Origin of the sequence: Lysinibacillus sp. FW12 (assembly GCF_050817245.1) — a bacterium.
Classification (GTDB): Bacteria; Bacillota; Bacilli; order Bacillales_A; family Planococcaceae; genus Lysinibacillus; species Lysinibacillus irui.
The window spans coordinates 4,283,826-4,301,889 of sequence record NZ_CP139094.1 but is presented as its reverse complement, the minus strand read 5'-3'; the positions used below and the strand labels follow the sequence as shown (position 1 = coordinate 4,301,889).

General features: G+C 36.9%; 14 protein-coding genes. 7 read left to right on the top strand and 7 right to left on the bottom strand.

All coding sequences use genetic code 11. The features are described from left to right. Positions 1–19: 19 nt before the first annotated feature. Positions 20–775 carry an SDR family NAD(P)-dependent oxidoreductase gene (locus tag SJW71_RS22000; RefSeq protein WP_274795438.1) on the bottom strand — a complete coding sequence of 252 codons (756 nt, stop codon included), beginning with the start codon at positions 773–775 and terminating at the stop codon, positions 20–22. A 190-nt stretch (positions 776–965) separates the two neighbouring features. Between SJW71_RS22000 and SJW71_RS21995 the strand changes: the two genes are divergently transcribed. Together SJW71_RS21995 and SJW71_RS21990 are read left to right on the top strand one after the other, a co-directional pair. Continuing rightward, on the top strand, positions 966–2,090 hold the full coding sequence (locus SJW71_RS21995) for a helix-turn-helix domain-containing protein (RefSeq protein ID WP_322604838.1): 1,125 nt from the start codon (positions 966–968) through the stop codon (positions 2,088–2,090). A 302-nt stretch (positions 2,091–2,392) separates the two neighbouring features. Further along, positions 2,393–2,941 (top strand): RNA polymerase sigma factor, encoded by a 549-nt coding sequence (locus SJW71_RS21990; RefSeq protein ID WP_155592487.1) that lies wholly within the window; start codon positions 2,393–2,395, stop codon positions 2,939–2,941. Positions 2,942–3,415: 474 nt separating this feature from the next. Here the strand turns inward: SJW71_RS21990 and SJW71_RS21985 are convergent, their stop codons facing one another. The 5 genes from SJW71_RS21985 to SJW71_RS21965 form a co-directional block, all read right to left on the bottom strand. Further along, entirely contained in the window at positions 3,416–3,862 is a 447-nt protein-coding gene (locus SJW71_RS21985; protein WP_274795440.1) for a MarR family winged helix-turn-helix transcriptional regulator, read from the bottom strand. A gap of 23 nt (positions 3,863–3,885) precedes the next feature. After that, positions 3,886–4,290, bottom strand: coding sequence for a transcriptional regulator Spx (spx, locus tag SJW71_RS21980; protein WP_274795441.1), 405 nt, complete (start codon positions 4,288–4,290; stop codon positions 3,886–3,888). A 395-nt stretch (positions 4,291–4,685) separates the two neighbouring features. After that, positions 4,686–6,251 carry an ABC-F family ATP-binding cassette domain-containing protein gene (locus SJW71_RS21975; protein WP_274795442.1) on the bottom strand — a complete coding sequence of 522 codons (1,566 nt, stop codon included), beginning with the start codon at positions 6,249–6,251 and terminating at the stop codon, positions 4,686–4,688. A gap of 34 nt (positions 6,252–6,285) precedes the next feature. Beyond that, positions 6,286–6,471 (bottom strand): SE1832 family protein, encoded by a 186-nt coding sequence (locus SJW71_RS21970; RefSeq protein ID WP_274795443.1) that lies wholly within the window; start codon positions 6,469–6,471, stop codon positions 6,286–6,288. A gap of 198 nt (positions 6,472–6,669) precedes the next feature. Then, positions 6,670–7,716, bottom strand: a complete 1,047-nt coding sequence (locus SJW71_RS21965) for a PseG/SpsG family protein (RefSeq protein WP_274795444.1) — start codon at positions 7,714–7,716, stop codon at positions 6,670–6,672. A 231-nt stretch (positions 7,717–7,947) separates the two neighbouring features. Between SJW71_RS21965 and SJW71_RS21960 the strand changes: the two genes are divergently transcribed. The 5 genes from SJW71_RS21960 (at position 7,948) to SJW71_RS21940 (ending at position 15,342) form a co-directional block, all read left to right on the top strand. Further along, entirely contained in the window at positions 7,948–8,781 is an 834-nt protein-coding gene (locus tag SJW71_RS21960) for an oxidoreductase (protein WP_274795445.1), read from the top strand. Between the two features lie 125 nt (positions 8,782–8,906). Then, on the top strand, positions 8,907–9,461 hold the full coding sequence (locus SJW71_RS21955; protein WP_274795446.1) for an NADPH-dependent FMN reductase: 555 nt from the start codon (positions 8,907–8,909) through the stop codon (positions 9,459–9,461). A 112-nt stretch (positions 9,462–9,573) separates the two neighbouring features. Beyond that, positions 9,574–13,356 (top strand): DEAD/DEAH box helicase, encoded by a 3,783-nt coding sequence (locus SJW71_RS21950; RefSeq protein WP_431811547.1) that lies wholly within the window; start codon positions 9,574–9,576, stop codon positions 13,354–13,356. A gap of 1 nt (position 13,357) precedes the next feature. Continuing rightward, positions 13,358–14,113 carry a hypothetical protein gene (locus SJW71_RS21945; protein WP_407132679.1) on the top strand — a complete coding sequence of 252 codons (756 nt, stop codon included), beginning with the start codon at positions 13,358–13,360 and terminating at the stop codon, positions 14,111–14,113. A 158-nt stretch (positions 14,114–14,271) separates the two neighbouring features. Then, positions 14,272–15,342, top strand: a complete 1,071-nt coding sequence (locus tag SJW71_RS21940) for a glycosyltransferase (protein WP_431811546.1) — start codon at positions 14,272–14,274, stop codon at positions 15,340–15,342. Positions 15,343–15,688: 346 nt separating this feature from the next. On the opposite strand, the gene SJW71_RS21935 is transcribed toward SJW71_RS21940, so the two are convergent. After that, positions 15,689–17,878, bottom strand: a complete 2,190-nt coding sequence (locus SJW71_RS21935) for a DNA topoisomerase III (RefSeq protein ID WP_274795450.1) — start codon at positions 17,876–17,878, stop codon at positions 15,689–15,691. Positions 17,879–18,064 lie beyond the last annotated feature (186 nt).

Sequence of the window (18,064 nt, the reverse complement as noted above, 5' to 3'; positions counted from 1 at the left end):
TTAAAGACCACCTTTATTGTTATTTTGCAGTTGCTCCACCATCAATAACGAATTCAGCACCGGTTGAGAATGAAGATTCATCAGAAGCTAAAAATAGAACGGTTTGCGCTACTTCTTTGACAGAGCCTAAACGACCTAATGGGAACAAGTTTTTCCCTAACTCATCTTTAGAGCTTCCTATTGATGCTGATGCATAATCTGCCATACCTGTATCAATATAGCCAGGATGAATAGAGTTGACGCGTACACCATATGGGGCATATTCCATTGCGGCATCTTTAGTCATAATGCGAACAGCGCCTTTACTAGCTCCATATAATACATGTCCAGCAGCGCCTGTTAGACCAGCAATAGAAGAAGCATTTATAACAGAACCTTTATTTTGTTTAGCCATAAGTGGCATAATGTGCTTCATACCTAGGAAGACACCTGTTACATTAATGGACATTAAACGATTCCAATCAGATAGTTCGATCTCAGCGAGTGGTTTAATAATATAAATACCCGCATTGTTGAATAGGATATCTACTTTGTTAAATGTTTTTATTGTTTCGTCCGCGACTTTTTTCCAGTCATCTTCATTGCTAACATCATGACGAACAAATAATGCTTCTCCGCCAATAGCTTGAATATCTCGGATTGTGTCGTTACCAGATTGTTCATTTATATCAGTAATGACTACTTTTGCTCCTTCTTTAGCAAATAATAGTGCCGTTTCTTTCCCGATTCCTGTACCTCCACCTGTAATAATGGCTACTTTATTTTCCAGTCTCATTGCTAGCACGCACCTTTCATTATTTCGGTTTTATGGTTACCTAAGGATTCAAAAGTATTCGCATTGTTTAGCGATACTTTCATCTTACTCCTTTCAATTTGAAATACTATCCTATAAGATGCTGTATAATATAGTGAGTGAATATCCTCCATTTATAGGGGTATTTTAGTGTGAAGGAGAAGATTTTCCTATGACGCATCCGTTTCAGTCAGTTGAAGAAGTAACACTGCAGGAATTTGTGTTATTTATTAAAATTCATCATAAACAAATTGAAGAGAATACAAATATTTATCTTAATCTAGAACCTTCTATAGCCGAATCTGATCAAAAAAGGGTAGCTATGCTACTAGATTCGTTTTTACGCTTAACGACACATACAAACATTGATGAATTAAATGAAGATGATAAATCATTTTTTACTACGTGGCTTCAATCACAGCTGTCTATTATTGATAAGAAGAGCTTTAATTTATTTCAATTAATTTTTGAGAAAGCATTGATTACCTTTATGATTCAGCAAAAGAGTAGCCGAACGAACGCCATCTTAATGTATGTGCTATCAAAATTTACGTTTCTAGTACAGCTTTACTATGGGGGAGATCACAATGCTAATTATCGATCTACAGATAATCAGAAATTGAAGTATTTACAGTTACTGGATAAGCTTGATAAATTGTTGATTAGTTCCACAGGTTATCAGGACTTAGCCTATATTTTAAAAAAATGCGAAGAGTATTTTAGTTATAAAAGATGCGTTTTTTACGCTTATGTCCCATGGTCCAATCAATTTTATGGAGTTATTGGAGCAGAGCTTTCTAAGGTGCAAAGTATGAAAGGGCAGCTAACTGGGGATAACACGATACTTAGTTCAAAAAAACCCATTTATTTAAAAAACCCTAAAAATTACGTGAAGGAGGAGCATATTCAGTTATTTAATTTATCCTCCATTATTTTTATCCCTATTATGCGACGAGACCAGTTATTTGGATGGCTGACATTCGATCAGCTAGGTGAAGAATTTGATTGTACAAAAGAAGAGTTATTGCTTCTAGAAGAAGTGGGAAATCGTCTAGGGTTATTTTTATCGCGTAAGGGTGAGAAGGTAGAAAAAAATACAGAGCTACATTTAACAGAAAGGGAGTCAATGATACTTGGTTTGCTTGCTGAAGGCTATGACAATAAAAAAATTGGCGGTTTCTTGTTTTTAAGTGAGCATACAGTCAGAGATTATGTAAGTAGTCTAATGACAAAACTCAAAGCGAAAAATCGAACACAGGTCGTTGCCTCTGCTTTTCGTCTAGGACTGTTAAGCTAAACAAACACATGCACTTCTGCTAGGAGTGCATTTTTAGTATGTTGTCTACCTAAAATGTCTCAACACCTTTCTGAAAATAATTATTATTTAAAATATAGTTATGAAAATAGGGAAGTATTGTCATCTAGTTATCCGCTGCAGGGAAAGAAATATAGTAGTAAAACAATTTTTACGAATATTACAAGCAAAAGCGTTTAAGCTTACACGATTGTAATGAAATTGAAAGCCAATGCGATAGAGTGTAATACATTATTTTGCGAGAATGTGTATAGAAGCAAGAACAAGAAGCGGAGGCATACACAATGAATGAAAAATTAGAAGGCGTATACGAGGAGTACAATCGTTATATATATCACTTATGTTTAAAACTAACTCGCAATAATGTAGAAGCTGAGGATTTAATGCAAGAAGTTTGGGTTAAGGTTGTACGCTATGAAGACAGCGTTGCTGAGGTGGAGCATATTAAAGCTTGGCTGACAACTATTACAATGAATACTTTTAGAGACCGCTATCGTAAAAAAGTGCGTCGTAGTAAATATATGATGAACCAACCTGAAACATTAGACGTACCGATTTTAGATTTGGTTCCCAATAATGATATTTCAACAGAAGAAAAAATTGAAAAGGATATTGTCACAAAACTAGTCCAAGATAAAATGGAGCAATTAGATGCCATTTATCGAAAAACTTTATGGTATTTCTACATAGACCAATATTCACTTGCAGAAATCTCTACGATTATGAAAGTTTCCATAGGAACTGTGAAGTCTCGTTTGTTCCGTGCAAAGGCTCGTTTAAAAGAAATGCTCATGTCGGATACAGCTATTGTGGAATCTGTGCTACCAGCGTAATAAAAGCCGATTGGTCGCCTACCACAAGTACTTAGACAGAAGTATTCGTTCGGCTAATCAAAAAAAGATGCATTCGCAAATATTTGCGAATGCATCTTTTCATGTTGTGAAAGAAATGAGGTAACTAATAGAATAAGACCTTTTGACTGGGCTGATTTTCGTTCCGCCAGCTCCCATTTCAGGAGAGAGTCCGATGAGTCATTTCACTTTGTTCGCTCAAGGGTCTCATCTGTGAGGCATATCCCATAGAAGTGACATTGTCTCCTCTCCAATCAACTAAGCTACAAAGGCTTTATGCTCATTATAACTATTTTTAGAGAAAGGAAAGGCTCTCTATAATTAGTCACAATAACAATAAAATGAGTAAACACTTTCATTTTGTATGCGAGACCTTTGCCGAAAAATAACATTTTTTTGCGAAAGGGTAAGCCTTTTTTACCTTTTACAAAAATGCTATAGATTGTTTTGAGTTCTTTATTCTGATCGATTCGTCTCAACATCCAATAGACATTTAGAAAAAATATTTCGTAATGTTTGCAGTTCTTCTGCTGTTAGCATCCCAAACATATTGTTAATAATTTCGCTCACTTGTTGACGAGATTCTTTTAGGATATTTTCTCCTTCAGCAGTTATGACAAGTTGAGAAGCTCGTCGGTCTGTAGCGTGCTGTGTTTTTTCAATAAAGCCTCCATTAATAAGCTTTGTTGTTAACACTGTGACGCCACCAGTGGTTACTTTTAACCGCTCAGCAATAGCAGAAGGGCGTTTTGGGCCCTCCTGCGATAAGTAGTCTAAAATTAAAATATGGGATTTTGAAAAGCCGAGCACATTATGATTATTCCACTCGTTTGCCCACTTACGCTCAATAGATGAAACGACTTCAAACAATGAGGTAATGGCTTTTTGTTTTTCTTGATCCATAGAAGGTCATCTCCAAAACTGTTTTAGCTTTCTTGTGCCAATCTTGTCATCGCATTTAATTCGTATGCACGCACTTTACGTGGGATAAAACGACGGATGTCCATCTCATTGTAACCAACTTGAATACGTTTTTCATCTATTAAAATAGGGCTTCGCAACATTCTTGGGTGTGCCTGGATAATAGCGAATAGCTCTTGAATAGAAAGTTGTTCAATATCGATATTTAAGTTTTTAAAATCATTCGAGTTAGTTGCGATAATTTCATCTGTGCCATCTTCCGTCATACTTAGAATTTCTTTAAATTCTGCAAGAGTAAGAGGGTGAGATGTAATACGTTTTTCTTTATATTCAATGTTGTGATCTTTTAACCATTTAAGTGCTTTTCTGGATGAAGAACAGCTCGCTTGTGAGTAAATTGTAACTGTCATTCTTCATTCCTCGCTTTCTTTTTTAGATTATATTTTACAAATAGCTTATTAGTAAGTTAAGTGGTCTATATATATCTTACTAGTAAGCTATATATAAATCAATAGTTAATTGAAATATTTTCTCAATAGCAAAATATTTTTTTAGTTATATTAAGTATACGAAGCATACAGCAAAAGGTTTCATTTATTCAGCTTACAATGATGTAAGTATAGTGTCTTGGTGTAATGAGTTTTGGGTTACCCACGGGCTTGTCCTAGAGGAGAGAGATTATAAAATATAAATGTAAATTGTTAGTCCACTGATTATATTATGTTTAAAGATGTCTAATTATACATAGTAATTTCAAAAAAATTAAAAGAGCAGCCCCTATAATATGTGGGAACTGCTCTTGATATTAGCTTTGTTGTCCAGAAGTGAACCAATCTTGTACATTCCAAACCTTTGTTACTAGCCCGTCATAGAATTCTGGTTCATGGCTTACTAGTACGATGGTGCCTTTAAATTCTTTCATAGCACGTTTTAGTTCATTTTTTGCATCTACATCTAAATGGTTTGTCGGTTCGTCAAAAAGAAGCCAGTTAGCTTCTTCCATCATTAATTTACATAAACGAACTTTCGCTTGCTCACCACCAGATAATGAATTGAGTGGGCGTGTAATATGGTCCGTTTTTAAACCAGCTCTTGCTAAAGCGGCACGAACCTGCGCTTGTTCCATAGAAGGAAAGGCATTCCACACATCATCAATTGGAGTGATTTTCTCTGCTTTAACCTCTTGCTCAAAGTAAGATGGATAAAGGTAATCACCTCGAACCACTTTCCCACCAAGGGGATTAATTTTCCCTAGCATCGTTTTTAGTAATGTTGATTTACCTACACCATTCATGCCAACTAGCGCGATCTTTTCGCCACGTTCAATGGCAAAAGTTAGTGGAGGAAGCAATGGCTTGTCCTTATCGTAACCTATGACTAAATTTTCAGCCTCTACAACATAGCGGCCAGATGAACGTGCTTCTTTAAAACCAAATTCAGGTTTTACAGCCGTCTCTGGTCGATCAATTCGTTCTAAACGATCGAGCTGCTTAGCACGAGATTTTGCACGTCCAGTAGTAGAATAGCGCGCTTTATTTTTAGCGATAAAGTCCTCTTGTTTCTTGATAAATTCCTGTTGCTTTTCATATGCTTCAATATGCTGGCGTTTATTAATTTCAGCAAGCTCTAGGAATTTTTCATAGGTTGCTGTATACCGCGTTAATTTGGAAAACTCAAGTTGGAAAATAACATCCACTGTCTCGTTCATAAATTCTGTATCATGTGAAATTAAGAGGAATGCATATGGATAGTTTTTTAAATAGTTCTTTAGCCAAGTAATATGTTCCTCATCTAAATAGTTCGTAGGCTCATCTAGTAATAGGACTTTCGGTTTTTCTAATAACAGCTTTGCTAGTAAAACCTTTGTACGTTGTCCACCAGAAAGGGCAGCTACATCACGTTCTAAGCCAATGGCATCAAGACCAAGTCCGCGTGCAACCTCTTCAATTTTCATATCAAGAGAATAGAAATCGCCCGCATCGAGTGCATCTTGAACTTCCGCCATTTGCTCTAGCAGAACCTCTAATTCTTCAGGTGATGCTTCTGCCATTTTCCCTGTAATGTCATTTAGCTCTTCTTCTTTTTTATATAATGGTAAAAAGGCATCGCGTAGCACCTCACGCATTGTTCTGCCAGCAGTTAGTACAGTATGTTGGTCAAGATACCCATAATGTGTACCAGGAAGCCACTCAACTTTTCCTGTATCATGAATTGTTTGCCCCGTTATGATGCCCATTAATGTAGATTTACCTACACCGTTAGCTCCTACGAGTCCAATGTGATCACCTTCTACTAATCGAAACGAAACATCTTTAAAGAGTGTACGATCACCAAAAGAATGACCTAAATTTTCAACTGTTAATATTGCCATATTAGTTCCTCCAACTATCCTTCGTGTTTACATTTTATAGTTCAGCTAATTGTTTATTAAGTTCTGCTAGCTTAGCTTCCATATTAGCAAGGCGTTGCTCTGCTTTTGATACCTGATCGTTGTGCCCAGTAGACTCTAATTTTTCGATATCACCTTGTAAATTCATATAGTCCATTTTTAACTCTTTAATTTGGTATTCAATATCGCTTTTTGTTGGCATGATTATGACTCCTTTATGAGAATGTTTGTATAGCGAATGCGTGTAAAAGCGATGGAGGTTTTTTTGAGCCCCCACCGCTTATAATTTAAATCAATCGGGTTCTGATAATTTTTGAATCTGCCTATGTTCCAACTTTCACAAGAAGAGCTGGAGTGAAAAATTCTTATATATTGTATCATAATCATCTTCGAAGTAGCACTAAGTAGAAGCGATATTATGACGATCATAAGCAAAATCTAAAAGTAAAGCTTGGAGTGTTTCGTTGTTTGCTGCAAGATTGAGTTGTCGCTGCTTTCTTACAGCCCGTTCACTGCGAGCTTCATGTAAAAGGAACTCCATAACAGCATTTTGGATTTGTGATTGCTTCATTTTACGACCAAGTCCAAGATGAATGAAGCCGTTATGCTCCCGAGGGAAAGCATGTAGTAGTTCAGCTTCAGTTTGTGCAAGTGTAATGCAGGGCACACCATAAGAAGCAATTTTATAAGGTGTATAGTTAGCATTACAAATAATGACATCAGCTTTCGGTAATAGTTTAAGGAGTGCGTTTTTATCGCGAAGAATAGCGGTATTGCGACGACTTAGAACCATCATTTGCAAATCATCTGTTGCATGGCGATAGCTATCGTCAATCATAACTGTAATTTGTAGTGGGATTTGTAGTTGAGTTAAGTGTCGAAGTGTTCGGTAGGTTAAATTATGCTCGTCCCCATCTTCGAAAGCAACAACGATATGGGGAGGGTTTTCAGGTGTTTTATTGTCAGGGATGTCGTCAAACTGTTGATAAGCTTCTGGTAGTGCAAAAACAAAACTTCCGCCAATATAATGCGACGGTAAATAATCTTTAACTTCTTGATAGAGTGCTAGTAATACACAATCACAGGCTTGACCACCTTCACCAAAGTCATCGAAGTGAATAATGGTTTTACAGAAAGGTCGTAAATCTTGTACTTGCCAGCTTTCAGAGTTACGCCCATCTCTGACAATTAAATCAGGCTGAATTCCTTTAATTTGCTTAGGCAGTTCGTTAAAATGGTCAAATAAAATAGGAGAAAGACCTTCATTCATTAAAATTTGAATACCTTCATTCGAAGGAGTCTTTACAAATATAAGAACTTTCTCATTAGTAAGTAGCTTAGCTAATGTTGAAACCCGTTCAAAAGGATACAGCCCTTTATCAATACAGCTTTCAATAATGAAAACAATCGTTTTTTTTGGTTCAATTGCTTGCGTTTCTTTTTGCAAATGTATCCCACCCTTTCCTCTGTCTCTTTAAATTATGGCGAAGAAAGAACAAGTATGTGTAAAATTTAGGATTTGGTCACGATGGACTTTAGAGAATCTTCTAAATTGCTATCTTGAAGGACATCATAATTAACTTTTTAATCATCATAAAATTGGTCGATATATATAGTAAGGCCAAGATAAGGAAAGAAACATACGTTAATGTAAATTATGGAGAAGGAGGGGAGAAGCATGAGCATGCGTGCGGCGATTGTTGTAGGGGCAACAGGTTTAACGGGTTCCTCTCTTGTTGAACAACTATGTAACAATAATGAATATGTTTCAGTAACAGTTATTGCACGGAGAAAGCCAACTTTTACACATCCAAAGCTAGAAGTGAAAATTTGTGATTTTGATCAGATAGAAGAACAAGATATTGAATTTGCTCATGAATTGTATTGTTGCTTAGGAACAACTATAAAAAAAGCAGGTTCTCGTGAGATGTTTGAAAAGGTAGATTTTGAATATCCATTAGCAATTGCCTCCTTAGCAAAAAAACGTGGCATTCCTCATTTTATCGTCATCACAGCAATGGGAGCCAATGAAAATTCGCCTTTTTACTATAATCGGGTTAAAGGAAAACTAGAGCATGATTTAGTGGAGTTGGGTTTACAGAGGCTTTCTATTATCCGACCATCACTGTTAGTAGGAGATCGGGATGAATTTCGATTAGGGGAAAAGGTAGGAGAAAAACTATTAAAGTTTGCACATCCTCTACTAATAGGACCTTTTAAACGCTCTAGAGCAATTGATGCCTCACAGGTGGCTAAGGCTATGATCATCATTGCCTTATATGGTAAGCAGCAGTCAGTCACTATTTATTCGTCAGATGAATTAGCAACATGCGAGTATCCCGAAGCTTCAGAAGATACCATTTCAAGAGAGGTATTATTTAACTGGGATAAGCTACATGAAGGCGAGAAAGTAAATCGTGATGTAGTTATTAATCGAGATAAATATAAGCTTGAGGAAACAGTTATTGATAAGGAAGTCCATTTTCGGCATCGCGATCAAGAGAAAAAATAATGTAAATAGTGTTTCCGTTCCGCCTAAAGACTGAAATTGTTCCTTTCCACACTACAATTCTTTCCGAGCCACTTTTCATTTGTTACAATATTATTGTAGAAGATGAATGTGGAGGCAAAGTAAAGATGAAAATTTTACTCGTTGATGGCACAATGTTTGGTCGTAAAACAGGTGCTATTTTAGAGCAAGTGGAACAATATATTAAAGAATTAGATGCTAGTTTCGAGTTAGAAATGATGCATTTTAGTCAATATAAGCATCAAATTGTGGATGGTTCACCACTCAACGATGATATGAAGAAAATGATTCAACAATTTGAGGAAGCAGACGCTTATATTATTGCAACACCTATTTTTCAAGCGTCCATTCCAGGTGTTTTGAAAAATGCTTTCGACTTCTTACATCCTAAAACAATGCGTTATAAGCCAGTATCCATTGTTGCGAATGGAGGCACATATCAGCACCATCTTGTAGTCGAAAATCAATTAAAGCCGATTTTGGATTACTTCCGTGCTCTTGTAACGCCTAACTATGTATATACACACACATCACATTTTGATGCAGATAATAAAATTGTAGATGAAGATGTGCACAGCCGGTTACGTGAATTAGCACGTGTATTTGTTCAATATTGCGAAATGAGCAAGAATTTGCCGAAGGAAACAATTGATCAACATTAAAATAACCCTTGTACGGTGGTAAGAAATCACTGTGCAGGGGATTTTTCTTTGTAAGTATTCTTTTGGGATGTGATAAAATAAAACTTTAGTGACACAGGAGGGAGGGCTGCTCATGCAGGACATCGCTTTACTAGAAAAACAACGCTGTAATCTTATTTTGACCAATAAGGCGAAGGAAGCGGTAGAGGAATGCTCAGCAAACGAGCATGCCTTTTTTGCGTTACAAAGATCTTTTACCGTCTATATTGAAAAACGGAAAGCTAAAACAGTTGGTGAAACATTTTTATCCATCTATTTTAATGCGCAAGACAATGAAAAATTACACGATTTTCTTGCTGAGAAAACCGTTATTATGGATTGTGTGCTAAAGGTGGAAGGATTGCTAGCGACAAATATTCGTTTTGTCCATATGCGTGGGCCAATCAATACAAATCGTCGATTAGCAGCTGCCTTGCAATTTGTTACAAAACCTAACAATGGTGCAGGTATTCCGCTAGAGCTTCATACGAAAATAAGACAGCTTCCAATAGCGGAAGAACGTACAGAATATGTAAAAAAACGTATAGCTAGTTGGGAAGGCTATTTAAAAATCCAAGAACGCGATGCGACCATTGACGATATTCATAGCGAATTTAAGCAAAGCTATTTTAACGAGGATTTTACACGGTTAACCATTGTATGTCCCTACATAAAGAATAAAGAATGGAAGCAGTTAGAAGGATTAAGTGTAAGCATTCAAGGGGTTCGCGGTGAAATTGGACAAGTTTTAAAAGCGAACGCTGGAAAGCAAACAGTTGAAATTGATTTAAAACCTTTCGTTCAGGATTTAGCTCGTAAAGATCAGCTTAATCTACGCTCGAAACAAGCAAGTTTCAGTAATTTTGCGACACTAAGTCAAATTAGAAGACTACGCAACGGCTTTACAAAGCTAGAGAAGGGAGAGGCAGTGAACCCTAATCTAGAAACAATCCTGTTTGAACGGCGTCCAACAGTCCGAGCGTCCAAGCTACGAGAAGATATTGAGTTTCATAATAACTTAAATGAATATCAACGACGCGCTGTTTTAGGTGCATTATCTGTTGAGGATTTATATGTTATACAAGGTCCTCCAGGTACGGGGAAAACAACCGTGATTTCAGAGATTTGTCAGCAAAATGTAAAGGCAGGTTTAAAAACACTTGTTGCGTCGCAATCAAATTTAGCAGTCGATAATGCATTAGGACGGTTGCTATCCAATCAAGAAATTCGTATTTTACGATATGGTAGAACGGAAAGTATTGAGGAAGAAGGCAAAAAGTTTATAGAGGAAAATGTAGCTCTTCAGTGGCGGGAACAAACATTGGCGGCAATTGAAGAGGCTATATTGGTATTCCCAGAACGTGAGCAAGAGTTAAAAGCAAACGTTGAAAAAGCACAAAATGAACTAGAAAAATTAGAGCAATGGCTAGAGCAACTAAGACAGGAAATAGCTGCAAAAGAGCAAGCGGCTATTGATGAACCTATTTTACAGCAGGAAATTCAAGCATTAAAAAAAGAATTAAAAGCTGCTAAGGCGGATCAACAGTCAAGTGAAGCCCAAAAAGATCATTATGAGAAACAGCTTGCACAAATTGAACCAATTGTACAGCAGCTTGAGCAGACACTTGCAGATTATCCTTCTGTTGAGCAATTACAACGTACGATTCAAGAAACTACACGTAAAGTGGAACAACTAGAAGCGGCAGCTCAATATAAGGAATTGCAAGAACAAAAGCAGCAGCTAACACAGCAATTTCAAGAAATTCAACATAAATATGAAATCGAAAGTAATCGACTAGTTATCATGAAGGAAGCACAAAAGTATATCCATACATTAACATCCTTTGAGCTAATCGAGCGATTTTTACAACATTATCAAATTCGCCCTTCTCATGTACTGTCACATCAAATGAATCGCTTAAAACATTTAGAAGATGCCAAAGATTTAGAGGCATGGTCCACAATCAATGCGCGTCTACAAAAGGCAATTGCGAAGTTAGAGGCTTTAGTTACTCATGAAGTCAAGGAACGAGCATTTGCTAAAAGTAGATTGCAACCAGTACAATCGTTTTCTTTGCAAAACCTTACAGGTGTATTCGCACAGTTAAACACTGCGTTTCAGGATGGCCAAGCACCAGCAAATGATATGATCGAAAGTTATTTGCTTGGGCTATATATGCGTCGTGATTACGTTTGGCAAAAGGGAGTAGCACTAAAACAACAACAAGAGCATAAGGATCAGGAATACGATTCTTTCCGAAAAAATCTCATGACTTTAATTCATCAGGAGTGTGCAATAACTAGCTTTGATGTGCAAAGTTACCAACGACAGCTGCAACCATTTTTACAGCATACAGAGCGTTTACAACAATTAGCAAATACTTTTCAAATTGCTGAGGAGCCAGAAGAATCAGTTGAATATTTAAAGATACTTTCAGCACAATCTCGAGAAGCTCTACAGCAAGCAAGTAAGCAGCTAGAGACAGTGGAACAGGCAAAAGTACAACTTGTGCCAAAGCAAGCCTCACTGAAGACTGTCACATCAAGCTTACATGATATAGAGCAACAGCTAACACAAATGGAAGAGCGGATAAAAGACATTAATATAGCTGGATTGAAGAAAGAAAAGCAATTAGCAACATATACAAAACTTTTGCAATCAACGCCAGAGAGAACGGCTGAAGAGGTGATGGAAGCTATTCAAACTTCCAAACAAGCAATTGAAACATTGCACAGGCAGGAAAAACAGCTACCACTTCGCAAAAAGCTACAAGAACAGTGGCGTGAAAAACTTCAAAACGCAACAGAATATGATTTAGATGAAATTCGAAAATTGTATGTGCGTCATGCGAACGTTATTGGAACAACATGTGTAGCGTCCGCAAGTAAAGAATTTATGGAGAATTATCCTACTTTTGATGTTGTCATTATTGATGAAGTTTCAAAGGCTACACCACCAGAGCTACTACTACCAATGCTTAAGGGAAAAAAAGTTATTTTAGTAGGTGATCATCATCAGCTACCTCCACTGTTAGGAGACGATACGCTGGAGGAAACTTTAAAGGCGATGCTAGAAGAAAATCCGAATTTTGAAGGCGCACAAGAATTGAAAAATCTATTACGAGAGTCATTATTTGAACGTTTATTTAATAATCTGCCTCCAACACATAAACAAATGCTAGCACTCCAATATCGTATGCATGAAAAAATTATGCAAAGCATCACACCATTTTATGCGAAGGAGGAAAATGGTTTACAATGTGGTTTACCAGATTCAGATGCAGCAAGGGATCATGGCTTAGAGGGGCAATTTGTAAAACGACATGATCATTTACTTTGGATTGATATCCCTACTGAAAAACCCTATTTAGAGGAGCAAGTGAAGGGTGGAACAAGTCGTTATAATGAAGGAGAGTTACAAACAATCCGTCATATTTTATTAGACTTAAATGATGCAGTTAAGGTAGCAAAAGAAGCAGGACGAATACCGCAAGACGCAAAGAAAAGTGTCGGTGTCATTAGTTTTTACGGTGAGCAGGTAAAGAGAATAAATCGTCTCCTACAGCAAGAATTACAGCTACCGCATTTGCAGTTTAGAACAGGAACAGTTGATAAGTTCCAAGGTATGGAAATGGATGTTATTTTAGTGAGTATGGTTCGAAATACTCCTAAGGGGGGAGACATCGGCTTTGCAAAAGATTATCGTCGCTTAAATGTCGCGCTATCTCGTGCCCGTGAGTTACTATTGCTTATTGGCAGTGCTGAAATGTTTGCGAAACGTGCAAAACATCAAGATACAAGAGAAATGTATACTAATTTATTAAATACAGTAAAATCCTACAACGGCTTGCGTAATCATGAAGGATTGGTGATGTAGATTGTCAAAATTACAGCAACGGCTAATGCGTGAGCTTCAACAAAATCGCAATATTAAGATTGTCAAAACTGCTGAATGGTGTATTCCCATTAGGACAGTAGAAGTAATGTATGAGCCTGTGCGCCGTTCGACAATGGATGTCTTAATGACCATGCTACTAATAAGCATCCAAGAGGCTGATTTTGAAAGTACTCTTGAATTGAGTGAGCTTTTGCTTGTAGATCCATTATTTATTGAGGATTTGGTTTCTTTAATGGTTCGAGTCAACCTTATGAAGAAAGAGGATAACTATTATAGGCTAACTGAAAAAGGACAGCTGCAGCTTGAACAGGGAATCTTTGAGGAAGAGCTAGAAATAGAAAAGACCACGCTTTACTTCAGTCCTTGCCATCAATCATTTCTAACTATTGATGCAGATAATAGAGAAGAATACGATGACCTACCAGAGCTATATCGTTATATTGATAAAAAGGCAGAACAACAGGAGCAGTTTGAAGAATCACTGGTGATAGCAGCATTACAAGAGGAGAATGAAGAGGAAGTGGGCAACTCCCAAAAAGTCATCACAAAAATTGTTCAAACGGAAGCGCAACAAATTAATGATAGCCCATGTTTAGAGTTTGTTCTTTATGATAAAGAACAAGATATACTATTTGTGCGTGTGTGGAATACGTTTCTCAATCGATGGGATCATTATCTTGAGCAACAGCTTACTGACAAAGAGCAACTAACATGGCGAGAGCAATATTTGTCTTGATTCAGCAGAAGTTCAAAATCTAAAACAAAAACGAACGTGTATCGCGTTCGTTTTTTTGTGTTTTCACGATAAATTAAAAAGTCGGGTGATAATTGGAATATTTTTTCGATAAAATACTGCAAGAGTGTACATTTCAACATGGTTAAGGAGGGGACCAGATGTTAACGATTAGTTTATGTATGATTGTTAAAAATGCACAATCTACAATTGAAAGATGTTTAGATTCGGTTCAGCATATAGTTGACGAGATCAATATCATTGATACAGGTTCAACTGATCGTACGAAGACTATTATTCAGAATTATACCTCTCGAATTTATGATATTCCTTGGTCTGATCATTTTGCCAAGGCGCGTAATTTTTCCTTTAAACAGGCAACAAAAGACTATATTTTATGGCTTGATGCAGATGACGTCATAACAAAGGAAAACCAATACAAGTTCAGTCAATTAAAGCAATCTTTATTTCCTTCTATTGACGCGGTAACGATGGATTACTACCTATCACTTGATCATGATGGAGTAGTAGAGTGTAGTAAACGAAATGTTCGTCTAGTAAAAAGGGCAAGTCATTTTCAATGGGAAGGTGCTGTTCATGAGGAATTAAAGGTATCAGGTCCGTTTTATCATAGTGATATAGCTATCACACATTTGCCATTATCCAGAGATCTTTATCGTAATATTTGTATTTATGAAGGTTTACTAAAAGAGGGACATTCACTTTCAGCAAGAGACCTATTTTTTTATGCTAATGAACTAAAAACGCATCAACGTTACTTAGAAGCGATCAATCAATACAATACATTTTTGGATCATGATTTAGGAACAGTAGATGACCGTATTGAGGCTTGCTTACATGTTGGGGAATGCTATCGACGCTTACATGATGATAAACAGGCCCAGCAAGCTATTTTGCAATCTTTCTTATATGATCGACCAAAGCCAGAAGCATGTTGCCGAATGGGCCAATTTTTTATGGAACAATCGAAATATAAAGAGGCTATTTATTGGTATTCCCAAGCTCTGCAACAAGCTCCTGTTGATACGATGACGATCCAAAAATGGGCTTACTCAACGTGGATTCCCCATTTGCAATTAAGTTTGCTTTATAGGGAGTTACGGTTATTTGAAAATGCCTATCAGCATAATTCAGAGGCGCAAAAATGGAAACCAAATCATCAGGAAATAATAGAGAATGAAAAATATTTGCTCAGACAATTAAAGAGTTAACTACTTATTATGGGAATGGCACATCTATAAACAGAACATAAATAGCTTGACCAATTAACACAGATACACCAACAACAATCGTCATAAAAATCACATTCCGTGGTCTAAAATTTTTCGCTTCCATTCTAATAAATCCTCCTTTAATATAAAGAATATTCGGTCAATTCAAGATATGTTTTGAGGATTTGAGTATGCATAAATAAAAGAGCAAATTTACACTAAATGTAAATTTGCTCTTATGTTGTAGAAGATAGTGATGTTACAGCAAAAGAACGTTTAGCAAGGCGAGGGAGGTGATTTCCTTTCCTCCGTCATCCTTTCTAGGCGCAATATTTGCTCAGTTTGCTTAGTCGAATTTTAAACCTTTCAATGCTTCAGCAAGTGCATTGTTCACTGGTTCCTCATTCTTTTGTTGCTTTAAGTACTTTTGTACGGAGCGTTTATCTACCTTTCCTCCGCCTTCTTTTTTACGTCTTGCCTCAAAGGCTGATAATTTTTCACGATAGCCACATTTACAAACGAAAATTTGACCATCGCCTTCACCGCGAAGCTCTAATTTTTTATGACATTGTGGACAACGTGCATTTGTTGTACGTGAGACATTTTTACGATGACCACACTCACGATCCTGACAGACAAGCATTTTCCCCTTCTTACCATTTACCTCAAGCATTGGTTTTCCGCAATCTGGACAGGATTTAGTCGAGATATTGTCGTGTTTATATTTTTTGTCGCTGCCCTTAATTTCAGACACAATTTCTTGTGTATAATTTTTCATCTCGCTAATAAATACATCTTTTTTGAGCTTGCCCTTTGCAATGAGCTCAAGCTTTTGCTCCCATTCAGCCGTGAGGGCAGGGGACTTTAATTCCTCAGGCACTAAATCAAGTAGTTGACGACCTTTAGAAGTAATATATATATCTTTACCACCACGTTTTTCGATTAAGAAGGAATTAAAAAGCTTATCAATAATATCAGCTCGTGTTGCCACTGTGCCAAGTCCACCCGTAGATTTTAATGTGTCTGCTAGTTTTTTATCATTTGTTGCCATGTATTTTGTTGGGTTCTCCATCGCTGATAACAGTGTAGCTTCATTAAAACGAGCAGGTGGTTTTGTTTGACCAGATGTTTGGGCAAGCAATTTTATTTTTAATATATCACCTTTCTCAATTCGTGGTAGTATTTGTTCCTTTACATCATCCGTCGAGTCGTCATCATCGAAGCGATGTTCATAAACTTCCTTCCAGCCAGCTGATAAAATTGTTTTTCCGCGGGCAATAAAGCTTTCATCGCCTATTTTTGCACGTAATGTTAATTGCTCATATTCAAAAGCAGGAAGTAGCACCGCTAGGAATCGTTTCACAACAAGATCATAAATTTTACGTTCTTTATCTGTAAACGCAGAATAATTTACAAAACCTTCTGTTGGAATAATGGCATGGTGATCTGAGACCTTACTATCATCGACAAAGGCCTTTGTAGGCTTGATTGGTTTAGTAAGTAGTTTGTTAGCGATCGAACGATACTCACCGATGCCACACGCCTTTAAGCGTTCAGGTATTGTTGCCACGATATCTTGAGAAATAAAGCGAGAATCAGTACGTGGATATGTTAATACTTTATGTTGTTCGTAAAGCTTTTGCATAATATTCAGCGTTTCTTTTGCAGAGTAGCCGAAAATTTTATTGGCATCACGCTGTAATTCCGTTAAATCATAGAGGCCTGGAGCATACGATTTTTTAGGTTTCTTTTCAATATCAGCAACGATGGCATTGCTATTTCCAAGTTTCTTAACTAAGATATCAGTTTTTTCTTTATCAAATGAACGGCTATTACCGTTTGCATCCTGCCATGTAAGCTTCAAATTGTCAGTCGTTTGTGCTTCTATACCATAATAAGTTTGGGCTTTAAAATTTTTAATTTCATCCTCACGTGCGGCAATAATAGCGACCGTTGGCGTTTGGACACGTCCGCAGTTGAGCTGTGCATTAAAGCGAGTAGTTAAAGCACGAGTTGCATTGAGCCCGATATACCAATCAGCCTCAGAACGAGCTACAGCAGATGCATAGAGGTTATCATATGCTTTGCCAGGCTTTAGATTGGCAAAACCATCTTTTATTGCTTTATCGGTTACTGAAGAAATCCATAAGCGTTTAAGTGGTTTTTTAATCTTTACTTTATCAAGTATCCAGCGTGCTACTAATTCACCTTCACGTCCAGCATCTGTCGCAATAATTACTTCACTTACATCATTGCGTGTAAGTTGGCTTTTGACTGCATTAAATTGTTTACCAGTTTGTTTAATGACAGTTAATTTTAATCGTTCAGGAAGCATTGGTAAATCTTCAAGATTCCACGTTTTATATTTCACATCATAACTTTCAGGGTCAGCTAGTGTTACAAGATGTCCAAGCGCCCAAGTAACAATGTATTTATCTCCTTCAAGGAAGCCATTTCCTTTTTTAGTACACTTCAGCACACGTGCAATATCACGTGCTACAGAAGGTTTTTCAGCGATTACTACGCTTTTTGCCATTGTTAACACCCTTTCATAGTTCCATGGTTTTAAATATAGCATAGGTTGAGTGGGTTGGCAGTTTAACTGAAGCGAAATTTGTTAAATGTCGATGGAAAGATCTTTAGCAATTGAGATGATAAAACTAAAATTTCAGAAAAAATATTGAATTCAGAAAATATGTATGTTAGGCTAGTGTACATAAAA